Source organism: Mesorhizobium sp. CA15, from assembly GCF_020165215.1.
In the GTDB taxonomy this organism is placed as follows: Bacteria; Pseudomonadota; Alphaproteobacteria; order Rhizobiales; family Rhizobiaceae; genus Mesorhizobium.
This window is the reverse complement of the sequence record NZ_JAIUHQ010000008.1, coordinates 26,610-44,534: the sequence shown is the minus strand read 5'-3', so window position 1 is coordinate 44,534 and position 17,925 is coordinate 26,610. Positions and strand designations below refer to the sequence as shown.

Sequence of the window (17,925 nt, the reverse complement as noted above, 5' to 3'; positions counted from 1 at the left end):
TCTGCCGGCTCAAAGTGACCTGAACACGGAGCGCGATATGCGGTTTGCTGCGGTGCTGAACCAGGACGGCGGCACCCTCCGTACCATCGACATGGAGGCATTTTCCGAAAAGCTGCGTCAGACCCTCGAAGCGGCGGGGCATTCGGTCGAGATCGACATCGTTGCCGGTCGCGACGTCGCCACGGCGCTGGAAAAGGTCATCGCCAGGCGAAATATCGACGTTGTTCTCGCCGGAGGCGGCGACGGCACGATTTCCACCGCGGCATCCCTCCTCATGAACAAGAAGAAGGCCCTGGCCATCTTGCCGGCCGGCACGATGAACCTGTTTGCGCGCGGCCTGGGCATCCCGCAGACATTGGAAGCGGCGTTGCAGTCCTTTGCCGACGGCGAGGTGATCGCCGTCGATATGGCGAGCGCCAACGGCCAGCCCTTCGTGCATCAGTTCTCCGTCGGCATGCACGCCAAGATGGTCCAGTTGCGCGAGAAAATGGATTTCGGCTCGCGCCTTGGAAAGATGCAGGCGTCCGTGCGCGCGGCGTGGGCGGCTATCAAGAACCCGCCGGCGCTCAAGGTGAGCCTGAGCATCGGCAAGACCGAGATCGTCGCCCGCACGACCGGCATCGGCATCTCCAACAATCTGTTCGGCGAAGGCCACCTGCCCTATGCCGACAACCCGGCTGGCGGCGTGCTCGGCATCTATGTCAGCGTCGCGCGCCGGCGCCATCATCTGGCGAAGCTGCTGCTGGACATGCTGCGCGGCAGGTTGCGCCAGAGCGCGCATGTCGAAGTGCATCAGGCTGGCAAGGTCGTGCTGAAAATCCGTTCGCCCACCAGGAAGTTCAGCGCGGTGCTGGACGGCGAATTGATCAGGCTGGAGAGGGAAACCACGGTCGAGATTCACCCCGGCGCCCTGAACGTGCTTGTCCCGTCCCGCAATGCGCAGGCGAAGGCGGCGTGATGGAAAGATCAGCTGCCTTGAGTGGATTTCTGCTCGGCGGGCGGCGCCGTCGGCACGTTCTGCTGGGTCGTCGGCGACTTGATCAGCTCGCCGTAGATCTCGACCGCGCCCCACGCGATGAAGGCGAGCAGCAGCCCGGCGATGAGGATTCTGAGGGCGTGCCAGCCCCAATGCCCCTGGCGAGCTTTGTCTTCAGGTACGATCTTGGTCACGATTGGCCTCCATGCTGCGCGGCGGCGGGCGCTTCAGGCACGACATGGTCGGTAACGGATCCTGTTCGGGAAGGTTCCGTGTCGGAAAAGACGCCCCGCAAGCATGCGGCAACCGATTGCGTGTATATGATGGCCGATTGCGTGGCGTTTTGAGGGAATGGTGAGCAGCAAGGCGGATAGTTTGCCAGCGGACGTCAGCCGCGTCGTGATCGATGCGGAACGGCTCGCCCTGCTTCAGGGCCTGGGCGCCATGGATACCGCAACCGATCCGGACTTCGACCGTATCACCGGTCTCGCTGCGGCAATCGCCGAAGCGCCTGTCGCGCTGGTGAACCTGATCGGCAGCAGTCGCCGGCGGTTAAAGGCGCGCATCGGCCTCGACGAGAAGGAGACGCCAACCAGCACTTCCTTCAGCGCCCACGCCATCGCCGCCGGCGACGATCCCATGGTGGTGACCGACGCCACGCTCGATCCGCGTTTCGCCGACAATCCGCTGGTCACGGGCAAGCAGCACATCCGTTTTTTTATCGGCGTGCCGATGATGGTGGCCGGTGCCAGGATCGGTACGCTCTGCGTGCTCGATCGCCAGCCGAGACCGTTTCCGGCCGAGAAAAAGCTGGCGAAGCTGAGAATGCTGGCCGACCTCGCGGCCAGCCTGTTCGCGCTGAAGGACGCCACCCGCGACGGCGCCATCGCCAAGGCGGAACTGGCGCGCGAGGAAAAGCGCCGCGCCATCGCGCTCGACGCCGCCTCACTGGCGAGCTGGGCGTGGGACATACCCACCGACATGATCGAATGCGACACGCTTCTGGCCGAGCTTTTCAACCTGCCGCCTTCGAACCGGCTGAAGGCGCGCGACATCCTGCGCGCCATCGACCCGCGCGACGTCTACCAGACCGAGACGCGTTTCCGCGACGCGCTGAGCGGCAGCGACGACTATTTTGGCGAGTACCGGGTCAAGGGGGTCCATCCACCCCGCTGGATCGCCACGCGCGGACGCGTGATCGAACGCGACGGCGAGGGCAAGCCGACGCTGATCTTCGGCGTCAACTACGACATCACCGAGCGCAAGCTCGGCGACGAGCGGCAGCGCCTCTTGCTGCGTGAGCTCAACCACCGCGTCAAGAACACATTGGCGACCGTGCAGGCGCTGGCGACGCAGACCGTCCGCCACGCTCGCCAGCCGAGTGTGTTCCTGGAGGCCTTCGGTGCCAGGCTGCAGGCGCTCGGCGCCGCCCATAATCTGCTGTCCGACCGCGAATGGCGCGGCATTGGCATCGGCGAATTGGCACGCATCGAGGTCAGGGCTTTCGACACGGGCCGCCAGCCGCGTATCGCGATTTCGGGTCCCGAGCTTCTGCTCTCGCCCGATCAAGCGGTCGGGCTCGGCCTGATCCTGCATGAGCTCGCCAGCAACGCGATGAAATACGGCTCACTCTCCGCGCCGTCGGGAAAAGTCGATCTCGACTGGAAGACGCAAGGCCGCAAAGGCGCGCGCCGCCTGGTGCTGACCTGGCGCGAAAGCGGTGGGCCGCGGGTCGAGCCTCCGGATCGCCAGGGTTTTGGCTCGATCCTGATCCGCCGCAGCCTCGCCAAGGTCATCGACAGCGAGGTGATCCACGAATTCCGCCCGGATGGCGTTTTCGCCGAAATATCGATGCCGCTCGAGCCGTCCTTGAAATGAGCGCTCCGGCACTGCTCAAGGCAAGTCTTCCGGGTCCGGCTTCGACGGCCCGGATTTGGTGTTCTCGCGATAGATAGCATACGCGACGACCGCCAGGGCAGGCGCGACAACGGCTCCAAGCCCGCCTTTGCTTTTGGCGAGGGCCGGAAGCAAGGCAAGTGCTGCGGTAACGCCCGCCGCCGTCATATTGGCCTGGCGTCGCCGCGCGCGGCGCTTGCTGCGCATGCCGGCCGCCAGCTTGTGAATGACGAGGATGAGCCCGGCAACCACCAGGAAGCCGATGCCGAAGCCGAGACTGGTCGCGATCGGTCCGTAGCGGACTGCCAGCCAGATGTAGGCGGCGCCGATGAGGAAGCCGACACCGCACACGGCGAAAATGGCGGCAAGCCCGTAAAGGATTGCCGCGGTCCGCGCCCTATGCAAAGCGGCCATCGCCTCGCCCGAGGCGAGGGCCGAGATCAGCGAGACAAGCGCCCCCATCTGCGGTTAGCGGCGGGAAAACAGGGCGAACAGGTAACCGACGCCCGCCGCTATGGCCAGCGATGTCACCGGCTTCTCGCGCACCTTGGCGATCAGCTGCGCTTCGATATCCTCGGCGCTTCCCCGCATGCTCTCGAACGCGGCTTCGCCCTGCGCGCGCAATTGCTCGACGCCGTCCGCGGCGGCGCGACGGGCCGCGCCGTAGCCGTGTTGACCGGTCGTGGCGAGTTGCTCGGTGAGTCGCTGGATGTCCGCTTTCAGTTGCTCGATATCGGCCTCCAAATCGGCGGCGGTTGCTTCGTCTGTGGCGGATTTGCCTGCGGCGGTTGCCATTCTCTAACTCCTTGTGTTTGCGTTGGTTTCAACGCCCCTTCGGCGCCATGGTTCCGGTCGTTGCAAGCCAACCTAGATCAGCGGCCTGCATTCCTCGCCTAGCCCCTCCCAGCGGGCAAGCTTCTTCAGCCCGTCATAGTCGATCACTTCGCAGCCGCCGTCCCGCCACATGATGAGCTTGCGGTCCATCAGCTTGCGGATCGTCTTGTTGGTATGGACCAGCGAGAGGCCGAGCGTGTCGGCGATGTGCTGTTGCGTGATCGGGATCTGCACCGGTGTCTTGCCGTTGAGACCGGCGCCGCGAGCCCGGCGGGCGATGAAGGCGATAAGATAGGCGGCGCGTTCAAGCGCGGTGCGGCGGCCGATGCTGAGCAGGTTCTCATCCAGCATGCGCTCCTCGCGCGACGCGATCCAGGTGATGTCATAGGCAAGGCCGGGATGGTTGCGATAGAGTTCCTGCAGCTGATCGCGTTCGAAAACGCAAAGCAGCATCGGCGACAGGGCTTCGACGGAATGCTGCATTTCGCCCATCAGACTTCCCTGCAGGCCGATGAGGTCGCCAGGCATGGAAAAATTGAGGATCTGCCGGCGCCCGTCGGGCAAAAGCTTGTAGCGGAACGCCCAACCCGACAGCACCGTGTAAAGATGCGCGCTGTGGCTGCCTTCGACCAGCACGGTCGCACCTCTGTCGACAGCCAATTCGCCACGCTTGAAGGTGTCGATAAATGACAATTCCTGCTCGTCGAATTCGCGGAAGGCCGGCAGCGGCCGCAGCGGGCATTTTTCACAAGGATATTGGCGAGTGGCAACCAAACGTCCGGACATTCGACCCCTCTTCGAAATCCCTGCCCTAGGGGCGCAAGGAAACGTTTGAGGGGGGCAGCGGTTCCGCCGGGGTCATGTCCATGTCTTTTTTAAATGACATCGTGACGGATTGCGCGCATGAGTGCGGCTGCCAAGGAGATACCCCATAGGTGACAGCATTGCTTGACGGATTGCGCATTCTTGTCCTCGAAGACGAGTTCCTGATAGCGATGGATGTCGAGCAGCTTTGCCGTGATCACGGCGCCGCGGATGTGACGATCGCGCGCGAGATCGCCGACATCGACGGGCAGGCGCTTCCCTCGAGCTTCGACGCGGCAGTTGTCGATCTGATGCTTGGCGGGGTGTCGACCCTGGATTTCGCCGCGCGGTTGCGTGCAGAGGGCGTGCCGTTCGTATTCGCCTCCGGCTATTCGGATTCCGACGAAGTCAAGAACTCGTTCCCCGACGTTCGACTGGTGACCAAGCCTTACTCGGGCGACGATCTCGTCGAAGCCGTGGCGATCGCCTGCGGACGGGCCGCTCCGGCGGCCTGACGGTCGCCGCCGAGGCAATCTCAGGCCGCCTGCGTGCTCACATCATGGCCGGTGCGAATCCGGGTTTCCCAAGGAAATGCCGTATACGTCAAGCGTGCCGAATGATGACGCCGAATGCGCGAGCAGGTACTTGTCGCCTTCGCGTCCCGAAAGTTAAGCCGCGTTCGAACCTGTGACCTGCGCTGAGATCGCGTCGGGTCCGAACTCGTCCTCTCCGGAAATCTTGAGGATCTCCTGCAGCCTGGCGCGCGCCCGGCTGACGCGGCTTTTGATCGTGCCGACCGCGCAGCCGCAGATCTCGGCGGCTTCTTCATAGGAGAAGCCGGAAGCGCCGATCAGGATGATGGCTTCGCGCTGGTCCTCGGGCAGTTGCTCGAGCGCGCCGCGGAAATCCTTGAGATCGAGCTGGCCATGCTGAGCCGGATGAACGGCAAGCCTGGCCGTCATGATGCCGTCGCTGTCCTGCACTTCGCGGCCGCGCTTGCGCATCTGCGAATAGAATTCGTTGCGCAGGATGGTGAACAGCCAGGCCTTCAAATTGGTGCCCGGCTGGAAGCTCTCATGCTTGTCCCATGCCTTGACCAGCGTTTCCTGGACGAGGTCGTCGGCCCGGTCGGCATTCTGTGTGAGCGACACGGCGAAAGCCCGCAGGCTCGGGATCGCGCCGAGCAGCTCGGTCTTGAAGCTCTGGGATACCGCCGCCATGCCTCAGTCCTTTTTCTGGGCAGGTTCGGTCTGTTCCAGCTGGCTGAGCAGCTGAGCGAAACGGTCCGGCACACGATCCGAGACCAGTTCGTCATAATACTGCTTGAGCTTGCGAGCGATTTCGGAGTTTGCACCAAGCGGATTGCCATCCCCGTTCCGATGCCTGCTTGCGGCATCAGCCATCTGTTTTTTTGACATTTCCTTCATAAATAGCCCTAATTTCCAGCACCCGAGCCGCTCTTCGACTTCAAACCACAACGCAAGCGGTACCCTCGTCTGGTTGCCCATCCCTGGATCCGAAACGCTCACCTGCTAATTTAGTTCCGCGGCCGGCGGAACTTTTTCCGGAAGCCGGCGTTTGATGCAGAGGGGCTTGCAACCAATGCGGCCTTGAACATGAAACGTCATCTGAGGGAGACGTCAATAATGAGTCTGTCCGCAACCATCGCTCCTCATCTCCCGTTCCTTCGCCGCTTCTCGCGCGCGGTGTCGGGATCGCAGGAGAGCGGTGACGCGCTGGTCGCCGCGATGCTGGAAGCCATTATCGCCGATACCAACATCTTCCCCGAAGCCTCGAGCGACCGTATTGCGCTGTACAAGGTTTTCGCCAGGCTGTTCACCTCCGTGGCCATCCGCGTGCCGCAGGAACAGGCGCAGACCGCCTGGGAGCAGCGGGCCGCGGCCAATCTGAATGCCATCGCGCCCCTGCCGAGGCAGGCTTTCCTTCTGGTTGCCGTCGAGGGTTTCAGCGAGGACGAGGCGGCGGAGATCCTCGACGTCGACGAGGATGAGTTCTCGGAGCTGCTTGCCCAAGCGAGCAACGAGATTTCCCGGCAAGTTGCGACCGACGTGCTGATCATCGAGGACGAGCCGCTGATCGCCATGGATATCGAGGAGATGGTCGAGAGCCTCGGCCACCGCGTCGTCGGCACGGCGCGCACGCATGCCGAGGCTGTGGCCTTGTTCGGCAGGACGCGGCCGAAAATGGTTCTGGCCGACATCCAGCTCGCCGATGGGAGCTCGGGCATCGAAGCGGTCAACGAGATCTTGTCCTCGACGCCTGTGCCGGTGATCTTCATCACCGCCTTCCCTGAACGCCTGCTGACCGGCGAACGGCCCGAGCCGGCCTTCCTGGTCACCAAGCCGTTCAATCCCGACATGGTCAAGGCGTTGATCAGCCAGGCCCTGTTCTTCGACCGTCAGGCCAAGGCCGCCGCCTGATCCCTTCCGAAGCTGGATCTCGAGTGTCATGCGAGGGCTTCGCGCCATGCGTGACGCTTGGCTGTGCGCGGTCTGAAAAGCTCGCTTTGGGGGATCGTCTTTTTCAGCAAATGGTGGAACAAACGGCATCTGGCCACGTTCTTTTCCCGACATAAGAAGGAGACGCATCATGCTGTACTGGGCGCTCGTATTTCTCGTAGTTGCGATCATCGCCGGCGCGCTTGGGTTCGGCGGCATCGCAGGCACATCGGCAGGCATCGCGCAAATCCTGTTCTTTATCTTTCTTGCCTTCCTGGTGATTTCGCTCATCGCAGGCCTCTTCAGGAGAGCCTGACCGCAACACTGGAAGCCGCACCCCTCAAACGGTTTCCAGCCACCGCCGGACGGCGCCTCGAAAGAGCACCGTCCGGCGGACCGTTTTTGGAGAGCCCTGCAGGGTTTGACTCGTGCGGAACAAGTTGCGGATTGGGCCGTTCAAGGACCGAGTGGGGGATATCTCCAATGCCTTCCCAAGGTCCCACGCAAGACAGGGTCGAAAAGCGCGAAGTGATCGCAATGCATCCTTCGGAAAGCGGGATGCAGGTGGGGCGGGCTTTGCTTCACGCCCTGCACAACGCAGGGATTTCGGTTCTCTACCAGGATCGGCAGATGGAAACGGTCTGGGCGCGCAACATGAACGCGCCGTGGGCGTCCGATACAGCCGACGGCAAGGACTTGCTCTCGCCGGCGCAGGCCGAACGCATAAGAGCCGCCAAACTCAAGGTGATCGAATCCGGCAACCCGGACCAGCTCGAGCTCAGCATTCCGGGGCACCAGGGCGTGCGTTGGTTCCAGCTTTGGATCGATGCAGACCGGGGGGAGACCGGCGATGTCCTCGGCGTCGTCACGACGATGGTGGAGACGACGGAGCAGAAACGCCGCGAGCAGACCCTCAAGACATTGCTGCGCGAAGTCAGCCATCGATCGAAAAATCTCCTCGCCATCATCCAGAGTGTCGCCACTCAGACCGGGCGGTACACGGAGACGCTCGGCGACTTCCTGGCGCGGTTTCGCGGCCGGCTGCAATCGCTCGCGTCCTCGCAGGATCTCGTCACATCCTCCAACTGGCGAGGAGCAGCGCTGCACGAGCTCGTATCCGGCCAGGTCGGCCGCTACAGCAGCGATCTGGCTCAAAGCCTGCGGTTCGCGGGCGAAAATCCTTACCTCAACCCCAACGCCGCCCTGCATATCGGTCTCGCCATGCATGAGCTGGCCGTCAACTCAGTGAGCTATGGCGCACTGTCGCGGCCGGACGGCCATGTCGAGGTGCGCGCCAAGCTCGAGGCTGAAGACGGAACCTCGCCCAACCTCTTGCTGACCTGGACGGAGGCGGTCGGCGACGCGCAGCGCAATGAGAAGCGTTTCGGCAGCGTGGCGCTGGAACGCGTCGTGCCGATGTCGCTGAATGGCTCAGCGACGCTGGAAATCGGCAGAGACCGGATGGAATACCGTCTCACCGTCCCGCACGGGAATTTCGAGACCGATTGAGAGCGCCGCCGATGGCGTAGGAGCAATTCCATGAAAAATGTAACCGTCAGGCTCGGCGGCTTCGCCGCAGCCGTCCGCAATTTCGTCAGACGGAGATGGGAGCGCTTTGCCGGCGGAGCCCTTAACCGGCTGTTCACCATAAAGTCCGATCCTGTGCTCCCGGCTGACGATGCGCCGGAAACCCATCCGCGCCCCGGCGCGACCTGGGGAGACTGAAATGATGGTTGCCGACATGAACAGGCTGGAGCAGGCCGCCCGCGTCTCGATGAGCGGCTTCCAGGATGCCGAGCTGCCGCCGGCGCCGCGGTCGTCGCATCTTTCGCTCCGCCTGGGCGCGATCGCGCTTCTGGCCGCCGTGGCCCTGACCGCGGCCTGGCAGTTGTTCTGACCCCGCACGCGGCTTTGACTGTCGGCCACTATGGATCCGGCGCTGGACGACTGCGATCGGATCGTCTGGAACGTGCGGCCCGACGGCACGCAGTTCGCAACGCTGGAGGTGCCCGGCATGCTTGTCGGGTCGAACGGCGAGCGCCCCGACAAGACTACGTTAGGCAACAGTAAAATCGGGCAGGCAAAGCACCTTTTTTCATGCTAAATGGCTGGTGGCACTGCCGAAAGTGAGGACAAAAGTGAGGAGCAATTCTATGCGGAAGATGATGATTGCCATGGTTGCCGTGGTCGCTGTCAGCGGCTGCACAACAACCGAGCAGGACGTCGTCGGCGGCGGCCTGATCGGCGCCGGCGTGGGCGGCTTGGTCGGCGGCAGCAAGGGTGCGCTGATCGGCGCGGCCGTCGGCGCCGGGTCGGGCCTTCTGGTTCGCAACCTGCGCAACGGCTATTGCCAGTATCGCGATCATCGCGGCCGGATCTACACGGCTCGCTGCAACTAGTTCAGCACGGGAAAGACCGGGGGCCGGCAGCCGGCCCCCCGGTTTGCTCTAAACTCAAATTCAAATCGTTGTTTTGCCTTACGCGCCCAGCGGGATCCTGATTTCCACCTTCAATCCGTCGGCGTGGTAGTCGCGCGCGATGGTGCCGCGCAATTCGCGCGTGACGTTGAGATCTATCAATTTGGTGCCGAAGCCGGTCTTGACTGGCGCTTCCAGTTCCTTCTGACCCGCCTCGCGCCAGTTCAGAACCAGCGTCCGCTCGCGACCGCGGCCGTTGACGCTCCAGTCGACCTTGAGGGCGCCCACCGAACTGCCGGCCTCGCCATATTTCAGCGCGTTGGTGGCAAGTTCGTGGAAGGTCAGCCCGAGCGCCTGCGTCGTCGTCTCGTCCAGCAGCACTTCCGGCCCTGACAACACGCCGTCGGGAAGGTCCTTGCCGAACACCTGCCCGAGCTCGATGCGCAGCAGGTCGCCAAGATCGGCCTTCTGCCAGCGCGAGCGGGTCAGCATGTCCTGCGATGCAGCCATGGCCTGCAGGCGCGCCGAGAACGAAGCCGAAAACTCCTTCACGTCGGTGGCTTGCGAAGCCGTCTGTCGCGCGATCGCCAGCACGCGGGTGATCGAATTCTTGATGCGGTGCTTCATCTCCTGCAGGATCAGATCCTTTTCCAGCAGGCTCTTTTCGGTCGCCTCGTGCAGCGCCGATTTCGCCTCATAGGCGCGCTCCTGGTAGCGCGCCACCAGCGCGATGGCGCCGGCAAGCAAAAGGCCGAACAGTCCGAGCATCACCGGTATGGCGCGCGAAGACGGTGGTTCGAAGGCGCTTGTCGGCCTGAACAGCACGGTCCAGGGCCGGCCCGCGACAACGATATCGCGATGCGCCAGAAGCGTCGCCCCGATGCGTTCTGCAGGCGGCGCCTCCGAACGGAACAGAAGATTGCCGTCCTCGGGCTTGCCGTCATAGACCTCGACATTGACCGGCAGCAGCGGAGAACGACTGAGCGCGACCTGGAACAAGTCCTGCGCGCGGAACGCGGCGTAAAGAAAGCCGGCCGTCGACGAGCGGCTTGCATTGATGACGTCTGGCGCGGTCTCGACGTTCAGACGCACGAAAACCAGGAACCCGGTGAAGGTCTGCGCCACGCCGGCGCCCTGGCCGAGCTGGACCAAACCGCTCGCATGCTGCCGGTCGTCTGCCATCGCCTTTTCGATCGCCGCGCGCCGAACCGGCTCGGTGAACATATCGAAGCCGATGATCGACTGGTTGGAGGCAGCGAGCGGCTCGAACAGCACGATGGGCGTGCGCCATTGCTGCGTCGTGGCAGGATAGATCGGATGCGCCGACCCATGATCGTGCAGGATGTCGCGTTCCACCGCCGCCTCGTCGCCGGTCTTGGCGAGCCTCAGGAAGCCGATGCCGCGCAGCCCGGCGAAATTGTCGTCGATGTCGAGGGCGGTGAAGAAGGCCTTGAATTCGCCGCGCGAGATGTCGCCGTTGCGGGCATCGAACAGCGCCTGCGTCGAACGCAGCAGCGACAGATGCAGGTCGACGCGGCTCTCGATGCGGTTGAGCGCGTCGTCGGCCGTGCCCTCGAACTTGATCCGCGCCGCCTCCTGCGTCGCGAAATAGGCGAACCCTGCCATGGTCAGGCTGATCAGCGCGACGGCGACAAAGGCAAGGATCGGAAAGAGCTTCTTCAAATCAAGGATGCGGCCCGTGGACGGTCGACGATCTTTATGGGCAAGTCTCGGCGCCAACACAATGGCGCGGTCAAACCATCACCGCGGCTGGTACATCACGCAGCCGTTAATTAGCCGGCTACCAGTTCGACTTCATGCCGCGATTTTCAGCGCCCCTGGGCCCGGAATGGCGCCTGGCGGGCACCTGCCGAGGATGATCATGCCGAGCACCTCGTCCTGGGTGACATCGGTCGTGCGCGCCGTGCCGACCACCTGGCCGTTCTTCATCACGCAGACCCGGTCGGCAAGCTCGAACACGTCATGGATGTCGTGGCTGATCAGGAAGATGCCGATGCCGTCGGCCTTGAGCTGCTTGACCAGTTCGCCGACCTGCGCCGTCTCTTGCGGGCCGAGCGCCGCCGTCGGCTCGTCCATTATCAGGATACGGGCATTGAACAGGATCGCGCGCGCGATCGCCACCGACTGCCGCTGTCCGCCCGACAGCTTGATAACCGGCTCCTTGAAGCGCTGGAAACGCGGATTGAGCCGGCCCATCACCTTGCGCGCCTCGGCTTCCATGGCGACGTCGTCGAGCGTGCCCCAACCCGTCATCAGCTCGCGGCCGAGGAAGAGATTGGCCGCGGCATCGACATTGTCGGCCAGCGCCAGCGTCTGATAGATCGTCTCGACGCCATATTTCTTGGCGTCGCGCGGATTGGAGATCGAAGCCTCCTCGCCATTGATGAATATCTGCCCGCTGTCGCGCTTATAGGCGCCGGACAGGATCTTGATCAGCGTCGATTTGCCGGCGCCATTGTGACCGAGCAGCGCCATCACTTCGCCGGGGAAAAGATCGACGGATGCGTCGTCGACGGCGCGGATGCCGCCAAAGGCGATCGAGACGTTGCGCATGTCGACCAGCGGAGCGCCGGCGGGAGCGGTCTTGTCAGCCATGATCCCTTTCCTCTCTATAATCCTTGCTCAGACGCGCTTGCGGTAGAGGGTGTCGAGCCACACCGCGATGACCAGTACGGCGCCCACGACGATGCTCTGCAGCGGTGAATCGACGCCGAGCAGCACCATGCCGGATTGCAGCGACTGCATCAGCAATGCGCCCAGCATGGCGCCGAGCACGGTCCCGGAACCGCCTGCAAGCGACGTGCCGCCGATGACCGCCGCGGCGATGACCAGCAGTTCATCCAGCGTCCCCAGCGCGTTTGTCGAGGAGTTCTGCCTGGCCGACGAGATCGCCGCCGCGATCGTCGCCAGCACGCCCATGATCATGAACACCTTCATGGTGATCCAGCGCGTGTTGATGCCGGCAAGATTGGCGGCTTCCGGATTGCCGCCGATGGCAAAGACGTAGCGGCCGAATCTAGTGCGCTTGGTGACGAAGGTCATGATCAGGCCGACGGCGACCGCCATCAGCACCGGAATGGCGATGCCATGCGCGATGAACAGCCCGCCTTCGGGCACGGTGATGTTGTTGGCGGCAGCGTAGCGGTTCACGATGCCGACCGGCCACGGATAGGAGTTGGCGAGCCACACCGCGCCCAGGATGACCGCGCAGGTGACCGTGGCAAGCAGCGTCTCGGCCCAGACCGGACGCAGGGGGAAGCGGAAGCGCTTGCGCTGCACGCGGCCGTTGAAATGCATGAAGATAACCGCCAGGCAGGCGACGATGCCGACGGCCCAGCTCCATCTGGCGCCGATCGAGCCCGCCGGGCCGCCGCCCATCAACTGGAACGTGGCGTCGAGCGGCGCAACGGTCTGGCCGCTGGTGACCCACCAGGCAGCGCCCCGCCATACCAGCAATCCGCCCAGCGTGACGATGAAGGCCGGCACTTCGAGATAGGCGATAACGAAGCCCTGGAAGGCGCCGATGATGAGGCCGAGCGCCAGGCCGATCATCAACGCCAGAACCCAGATCCAGGGGTTTCCCAGTTCAAGCCCGACGAAGCGAACCAGGAAATGCGCCTGGGCAAAGCCCATGACCATGCCGATCAGCCCTTCGGCCGACCCGACCGACAGGTCGATGTTGCGCATGACGATGACCAGCACCATGCCGGAGGCCATGATCGCCACGGCCGAAGACTGAACCGACAGGTTCCAGAGATTGCGCGGCGTCAGGAACGTGCGGCTGTCGAAGTCGAGCGGGTTGACGCCAAGCCGCAGGCTGGAAATCACATGCAGCCCGATCCAGATGAGGAGCAGCGCGCCGATCATGCCCAGCATGCGGGTGTCGAGCTCGGTCGCCTTCAGGAACCGGGCAACAGTGCCGAGTTCCGACGCGCGCGCGGTGTCCGCCGGTTGGGTAGACGTCGTGTCGGTCATGATTTCCTCCCACGGGCTTGCCGTCTGGCGCGGATGCCGGAACTCAGCTGGAAGCTATCCGCCTGAGGCAGAACGGCAAAATCTTTTGAAAACGCCGCGGCTTTTTTGAAAACGCCGCGGCTTTAAAGCAATCCCAGGAAAAGTGCGTAGCGGTTTTCCGTCCGGGATTGCGGCAACAAAAACCAGGAGCGGTTCGTTGAACCGCTCCTGGCCGCGGCGCAGGTATTTTTGATCGAACGTCGGCAAGGTTCAGTTGCAGACCTGGACGCTGCCGGCGGGCACGCCCGCGCAGACCTCGTCCTTCTTGATCCAACCGGCGTCGATGACGACGTTGAGATTGTCCTTGGTGATCGCGACCGGCGTCAGGAACAGCGACTTGACGGTGTTGCCGCCAGGCGTCGTGAAGTCCTTGGCGCCGGCGATGTCGCCCATCTTCTTGCCGTCGGCGAGCTGCGAGGCGATCTCGGCGGCGTTCTTGCCGAGCTCGCGCGCGTCTTTCCACACCGACACGGTCTGCGTGCCGAGCGCGATGCGGTTGAGCGCCGCGTGGTCGCCGTCCTGGCCCGAGACCGGCACGGTGCCGGCCAGCCCCTGCGCCGTCAGCGCCGCGACAACGCCGCCGGCGGTGCCGTCATTGGCAGCCACGACCGCGTCGACCTTGTTGTCGTTGGCGGTCAGGAACTGCTCCATGTTCTTCTGCGCGTTGGCCGGCAGCCAGCCGTCCGTGTAGGCCTCGCCGACATTCTTGATCTTGCCGCTGTCGATGGCGTCCTTCAGGACTTCCATGGAGCCCGCGAACAGGAAGTCGGCGTTCGGATCGGAGCCCGAGCCCTTGATGAAGACATAGTTGCCTTCCGGCTTGGCCTTGAACACCTCGCGGGCCTGCATGCGCCCGACTTCCTTGTTGTCGAAGGTCAGATAGAACACGTCCTTGTTCTCGATCAGGCGGTCATAGCCGACGACCGGGATTCCTTCATCGAGCGCCTTCTGCACCGCCGGGCCGATTGCCGAGGCATCCTGCGCCAGGATGATCAGCGCGTTGGCGCCCTGCGAGATCAGGCTTTCGACGTCGGTTAGCTGCTTGCCCGGATTGGACTGCGCGTCGGCCGAGATATACTTGTCGCCGGCGGCCTCGATGGCGGCCTTCATCGCTGCTTCGTCGGTCTTCCAGCGCTCTTCCTGGAAATTCGACCACGACACGCCGATCACCTTGTCCTTCGCCTCGGCGACAGACGCCAGCGTCAGCGACATGGCAACGCCCGCCAGAATGGCGGCTGCAAATTTCTTCATGATATCCTCCCTGCGCCCGTGCGGCGCGACCCAGACTGGCCCGAAGGCCGGCACAGAGGCTTTTTTTCGAGCCTCAAAAAAATAGTGGTCCAGCGTAACGACACTGTCAACCGAGATTCTGATGGGTTTTGATGGGCTCAGGCATTTTTTTCGGCATCCGCAATAAATAATGACATGGCCCCTGGCTTCTGCCACAATCCCTAGCGTGTCAGCGAGGCTATGGCATTATCACAAGGCCGCGATGACCGGGGAGGACGTGCGAAACGATGTCGGTCGGAATCCGCCACGACGATTTGCGCCGGCGCAACCGCGCCATGGTGATTTCGGCGGTACGCCGCGCCGGTCAGCCATCACGGACCGAAATTGCCGCCACCACCGGGCTCAGCCACTCGACCATTTCGGCGATCTCCGCCGACCTGATCCAGGAGGGCATTCTCACCGAAAGCAAGGCCAGCGAGCCGACGGCGTTGAAACGCGGCCGGCCGCAGATCGGCCTTGCGCTGAACCCTGAAGCAGCCGCGGTGCTGACCGTGGTGTTGTCGCTGAACTTCCTGTCGGTCGCCGTGATCGACTATGCCGGTCAGGTTGTTGCCGAGGAGCAGCAGCGCCTGGACACGCTTGTTATGCCCCGCGACGAGCTGATCGGCGAATGCGTGGCGATCGTGCGGCGCCGGCTGCAGGATCCCGACCTCGACATTGGCAGCGTCGCCCGCATCGCCATGGGCATCCAGGGCATCACCGATTCGCATGCGCGCTCCATGCTGTGGTCGCCGATAACGCCGCTGACCGACATTCCTTTCGCCGACATCCTCGAGAAGGAATTCGGCATCTCCGCCACCATGGAGAATGACTGCAACATGATGGCGGTAGCGCTGCAATGGCGCGACCCGGAGCGCTATCGCGACGACTTCATCGCCATCCTGTTGTCGCACGGCATCGGCATGGGTCTCGTGCTCAAGGGTGCGCTGTTCACCGGCACGCATTCCTCCGGCGGCGAGTTCGGCCACATGATTCACCGCCCGGGCGGGGCGCTTTGCCGCTGCGGCCGCCGCGGCTGCGTCGAGGCCTATGCCGGCAACTATGCGATCTGGCGCAGCGCCATGAAAATGAGCGAGGACGCCGAGCCGGTCGACGTCGGCGACGCCGACATGCGGGCCCTTGCCGCGAAGGCGCGCGAGAGGGACGGCCCCGAACGGGAGGCTTACCGCCGGGCTGGCGAAGCGCTTGGTTTCGGTCTCGGCAGCTTGTTCGCCCTCATCGACCCGGCGCCCGTCGCCATGGTCGGCGTCAGTGCGGCCGCCTTCGACCTGATCGAGCCGGCGCTGCGCGAGGCGATCGCCCAGACGGCCGGCGGCCAGCACTCCGAATCGATCTCCTTCGACACCGAGCCGAACGAACTGCCGCTGATCCGCGAAGGCTGCGCCATGCGCGCGCTGACCTTCGTCGACCAGGAGATTTTCGGGCCGGGAGGCCAGGCAAGAGCGGGGACGGGAAAGAACGTGGCCTGAGGCAGCCTTGAAGAGGTCCGGGGACAGCAGCAGACGCTTGAAATTAGCGAAGGGAAGGCCCCGCAGCTTCGTCATTCCAGGGCGGAGCAGGAGCGAAGCTCCGTCGCGGAGACCCTGGAATCCATGCCGCTACCTCACGCGTCGAGCGCAGCGGCACAGAATTCTGGACTGTCGCAACGCATCGACATCACGGAATGGATCCTCGGGTCTGCGCTGCGTCGCTGCGCTCCTTGCTCCGCCCGTGCGAAGCACAAGCGTCTCGACTAATCGCCAATGCACGCGATCCGATGCTGGAGACAGAATCCGTCAGCGCCTCGGCGCCTTACCCCTAATCTTCCCTGATCGCGTAACCCGCCCCGCGGATGGTGCGGATGACGTCCGGCATGCGGCCGTTGTTGACTGCCTTGCGCAGGCGGCCGACATGGACGTCGACGGTGCGTTCGTCGATATAGATCGTCTCGCCCCAGACATTGTCGAGCAGCTGGCTGCGCGAGAACACCCGGCCGGGATGACGCATCATGAATTCCAGCAGCCGGAACTCGGTCGGGCCGAGCCTGATCTCGCTCTTCTTGCGGTAGACGCGGTGCGACTCGCGGTCGAGCACGATGTCGCCGACCTTGAGCACGCTGGACAGCACCTCCGGCTTGGCGCGACGCAGCAGCGCCTTGACGCGCGCCATGAACTCCGGCGTCGAGAACGGCTTGACCAGATAGTCGTCGGCGCCGGTCGAGAGGCCGCGCACGCGGTCGCTTTCTTCGCCCCGCGCCGTCAGCATGATGATCGGCAGCCGCTCGGTCTCGGGCCGCATCCTGAGGCGCCGGCAGAGCTCGATGCCGGAAACCGCGGGCACCATCCAGTCGAGCACGAGCAGGTCGGGGACGTTTTCCTGAAGGCGGATTTCGGCCTCGTCGCCGCGGGTCACCACTTCGACCTGGTAACCCTCGGATTCGAGATTGTAGCGGAGCAGCACACCAAGCGGCTCCTCGTCCTCCACCACCATGATGCGTGGCGCGATCATTGGCAGATACCCATCGTCAGGCCGCCGGCGCCGACATTGTCGTCTCGTCCTGCTTGGGACGATTCGCGGGCAATTGCGTGCCGGTCAGCACATAATAGGCGTTCTCGGCGATGTTGGTCACATGGTCGCCGATGCGCTCGAGATTCTTGGCGCAGAACAGAAGATGCGTGCAGGCGGTTATGTTGCGCGGGTCTTCCATCATGTAGGTCAGGAGTTCCCGGAAGACGGATGTGTATTTGACGTCGATGCGCTCGTCGTCGTTGCGAAGCTTGGCCAGCGCCGTGGCGTCGCCCACCGTATATTCCTGGATCACGGCCTGGACCTGGATCAGCACCAGCTGCGCCATGGAATCGATCGAATGCGTGAGGTCGCGCGGCGCGGCGCTGACGCCGACCGAGCCGACGCGCTTGGCGATGTTCTTGGCGAGGTCGCCGATGCGTTCGAGGTCGCCCGCCATGCGGATCGAGCCGACCACGTTGCGCAGGTCGTCGGCCATCGGCTGGCGCTTGGCGATCAGCGTGATGGCGCGGTCGTCGAGCTCGCGCTGGCGCGCGTCCATGATGGCATCGTCGGAAACGACGCGCTGCGCCATGGCATTGTCGGTCTCGAGCAGGGCCTTGGTCGAAGCGCCGACCATGGAGGCGGCGAGATCGCCCATGTCGTTGATGAGCCGGCTGATCTGCCTCAGATCCTCGTCGAAGGAAGCGACGGTATGTTCGGCCATGAT

22 protein-coding genes are annotated in these 17,925 nt (G+C 63.8%); 10 read left to right on the top strand and 12 right to left on the bottom strand.

The features are described from left to right. Positions 1–37 precede the first annotated feature (37 nt). On the top strand, positions 38–958 hold the full coding sequence (locus LB515_RS15370; protein WP_224708218.1) for a diacylglycerol/lipid kinase family protein: 921 nt from the start codon (positions 38–40) through the stop codon (positions 956–958). A gap of 8 nt (positions 959–966) precedes the next feature. Here the strand turns inward: LB515_RS15370 and LB515_RS15365 are convergent, their stop codons facing one another. After that, positions 967–1,170 carry a hypothetical protein gene (locus LB515_RS15365; protein WP_095767385.1) on the bottom strand — a complete coding sequence of 68 codons (204 nt, stop codon included), beginning with the start codon at positions 1,168–1,170 and terminating at the stop codon, positions 967–969. Positions 1,171–1,327: 157 nt separating this feature from the next. Here LB515_RS15365 and LB515_RS15360 point away from each other — a divergent pair, with 157 nt between their 5' ends. Then, positions 1,328–2,854 (top strand): sensor histidine kinase, encoded by a 1,527-nt coding sequence (locus LB515_RS15360; protein WP_224708217.1) that lies wholly within the window; start codon positions 1,328–1,330, stop codon positions 2,852–2,854. Positions 2,855–2,869: 15 nt separating this feature from the next. Here LB515_RS15360 and LB515_RS15355 read toward each other — a convergent pair whose 3' ends face one another. The 3 genes from LB515_RS15355 to LB515_RS15345 all read right to left on the bottom strand — a co-directional run bounded on the left by LB515_RS15355 (position 2,870) and on the right by LB515_RS15345 (position 4,492). Beyond that, a complete protein-coding gene (locus tag LB515_RS15355) occupies positions 2,870–3,334 on the bottom strand; it encodes a phage holin family protein (RefSeq protein ID WP_224708216.1) in 465 nt (154 codons plus the stop codon). A 6-nt stretch (positions 3,335–3,340) separates the two neighbouring features. Further along, positions 3,341–3,667 carry a YqjD family protein gene (locus LB515_RS15350; protein ID WP_224708215.1) on the bottom strand — a complete coding sequence of 109 codons (327 nt, stop codon included), beginning with the start codon at positions 3,665–3,667 and terminating at the stop codon, positions 3,341–3,343. 72 nt (positions 3,668–3,739) lie between these two features. Continuing rightward, positions 3,740–4,492, bottom strand: coding sequence for a Crp/Fnr family transcriptional regulator (locus LB515_RS15345; protein ID WP_140847055.1), 753 nt, complete (start codon positions 4,490–4,492; stop codon positions 3,740–3,742). A gap of 149 nt (positions 4,493–4,641) precedes the next feature. Here LB515_RS15345 and LB515_RS15340 point away from each other — a divergent pair, with 149 nt between their 5' ends. After that, positions 4,642–5,025, top strand: a complete 384-nt coding sequence (locus tag LB515_RS15340) for a response regulator (RefSeq protein WP_095767380.1) — start codon at positions 4,642–4,644, stop codon at positions 5,023–5,025. Positions 5,026–5,178: 153 nt separating this feature from the next. Here the strand turns inward: LB515_RS15340 and LB515_RS15335 are convergent, their stop codons facing one another. Then, complete coding sequence (locus tag LB515_RS15335) at positions 5,179–5,730, bottom strand: RNA polymerase sigma factor (RefSeq protein ID WP_040985057.1); 552 nt, start codon at positions 5,728–5,730, stop codon at positions 5,179–5,181. A gap of 3 nt (positions 5,731–5,733) precedes the next feature. After that, positions 5,734–5,937 (bottom strand): NepR family anti-sigma factor, encoded by a 204-nt coding sequence (locus tag LB515_RS15330; protein ID WP_224527505.1) that lies wholly within the window; start codon positions 5,935–5,937, stop codon positions 5,734–5,736. Positions 5,938–6,156: 219 nt separating this feature from the next. Between LB515_RS15330 and LB515_RS15325 the strand changes: the two genes are divergently transcribed. From LB515_RS15325 to LB515_RS15300, 6 genes are all read left to right on the top strand, one after another. Continuing rightward, the gene (locus LB515_RS15325; RefSeq protein WP_095767378.1) at positions 6,157–6,951 is read left to right on the top strand and encodes a response regulator; all 795 of its coding nucleotides are present in this window, start codon (positions 6,157–6,159) and stop codon (positions 6,949–6,951) included. A 169-nt stretch (positions 6,952–7,120) separates the two neighbouring features. Further along, complete coding sequence (locus LB515_RS15320; protein ID WP_018429836.1) at positions 7,121–7,285, top strand: DUF1328 domain-containing protein; 165 nt, start codon at positions 7,121–7,123, stop codon at positions 7,283–7,285. Positions 7,286–7,452: 167 nt separating this feature from the next. Then, a complete protein-coding gene (locus LB515_RS15315) occupies positions 7,453–8,478 on the top strand; it encodes a sensor histidine kinase (RefSeq protein ID WP_224708313.1) in 1,026 nt (341 codons plus the stop codon). Positions 8,479–8,508: 30 nt separating this feature from the next. Continuing rightward, positions 8,509–8,694 carry a hypothetical protein gene (locus tag LB515_RS15310; RefSeq protein ID WP_224708214.1) on the top strand — a complete coding sequence of 62 codons (186 nt, stop codon included), beginning with the start codon at positions 8,509–8,511 and terminating at the stop codon, positions 8,692–8,694. Position 8,695: 1 nt separating this feature from the next. Further along, positions 8,696–8,866 carry a hypothetical protein gene (locus tag LB515_RS15305; RefSeq protein WP_181164947.1) on the top strand — a complete coding sequence of 57 codons (171 nt, stop codon included), beginning with the start codon at positions 8,696–8,698 and terminating at the stop codon, positions 8,864–8,866. A 256-nt stretch (positions 8,867–9,122) separates the two neighbouring features. Beyond that, positions 9,123–9,368, top strand: coding sequence for a YMGG-like glycine zipper-containing protein (locus tag LB515_RS15300; protein WP_095767375.1), 246 nt, complete (start codon positions 9,123–9,125; stop codon positions 9,366–9,368). A gap of 78 nt (positions 9,369–9,446) precedes the next feature. On the opposite strand, the gene LB515_RS15295 is transcribed toward LB515_RS15300, so the two are convergent. The 4 genes from LB515_RS15295 to xylF form a co-directional block, all read right to left on the bottom strand. Then, positions 9,447–11,069 carry a CHASE domain-containing protein gene (locus tag LB515_RS15295; protein ID WP_224708213.1) on the bottom strand — a complete coding sequence of 541 codons (1,623 nt, stop codon included), beginning with the start codon at positions 11,067–11,069 and terminating at the stop codon, positions 9,447–9,449. 132 nt (positions 11,070–11,201) lie between these two features. Next, positions 11,202–12,002: an ATP-binding cassette domain-containing protein gene (locus tag LB515_RS15290; protein ID WP_224708212.1), complete on the bottom strand. Its 801-nt coding sequence runs from the start codon at positions 12,000–12,002 to the stop codon at positions 11,202–11,204. A 27-nt stretch (positions 12,003–12,029) separates the two neighbouring features. Then, positions 12,030–13,382, bottom strand: a complete 1,353-nt coding sequence (locus LB515_RS15285) for a sugar ABC transporter permease (RefSeq protein ID WP_224708211.1) — start codon at positions 13,380–13,382, stop codon at positions 12,030–12,032. Positions 13,383–13,631: 249 nt separating this feature from the next. Continuing rightward, positions 13,632–14,672 carry a D-xylose ABC transporter substrate-binding protein gene (xylF, locus tag LB515_RS15280; protein ID WP_095767551.1) on the bottom strand — a complete coding sequence of 347 codons (1,041 nt, stop codon included), beginning with the start codon at positions 14,670–14,672 and terminating at the stop codon, positions 13,632–13,634. A 266-nt stretch (positions 14,673–14,938) separates the two neighbouring features. Here xylF and LB515_RS15275 point away from each other — a divergent pair, with 266 nt between their 5' ends. Next, positions 14,939–16,180 (top strand): ROK family protein, encoded by a 1,242-nt coding sequence (locus LB515_RS15275; RefSeq protein ID WP_224708210.1) that lies wholly within the window; start codon positions 14,939–14,941, stop codon positions 16,178–16,180. A gap of 328 nt (positions 16,181–16,508) precedes the next feature. On the opposite strand, the gene phoB is transcribed toward LB515_RS15275, so the two are convergent. Together phoB and phoU are read right to left on the bottom strand one after the other, a co-directional pair. Further along, positions 16,509–17,198, bottom strand: a complete 690-nt coding sequence (phoB, locus tag LB515_RS15270) for a phosphate regulon transcriptional regulator PhoB (RefSeq protein ID WP_010911896.1) — start codon at positions 17,196–17,198, stop codon at positions 16,509–16,511. 16 nt (positions 17,199–17,214) lie between these two features. After that, on the bottom strand, positions 17,215–17,922 hold the full coding sequence (phoU, locus tag LB515_RS15265) for a phosphate signaling complex protein PhoU (RefSeq protein WP_095767370.1): 708 nt from the start codon (positions 17,920–17,922) through the stop codon (positions 17,215–17,217). Positions 17,923–17,925: the final 3 nt, after the last annotated feature.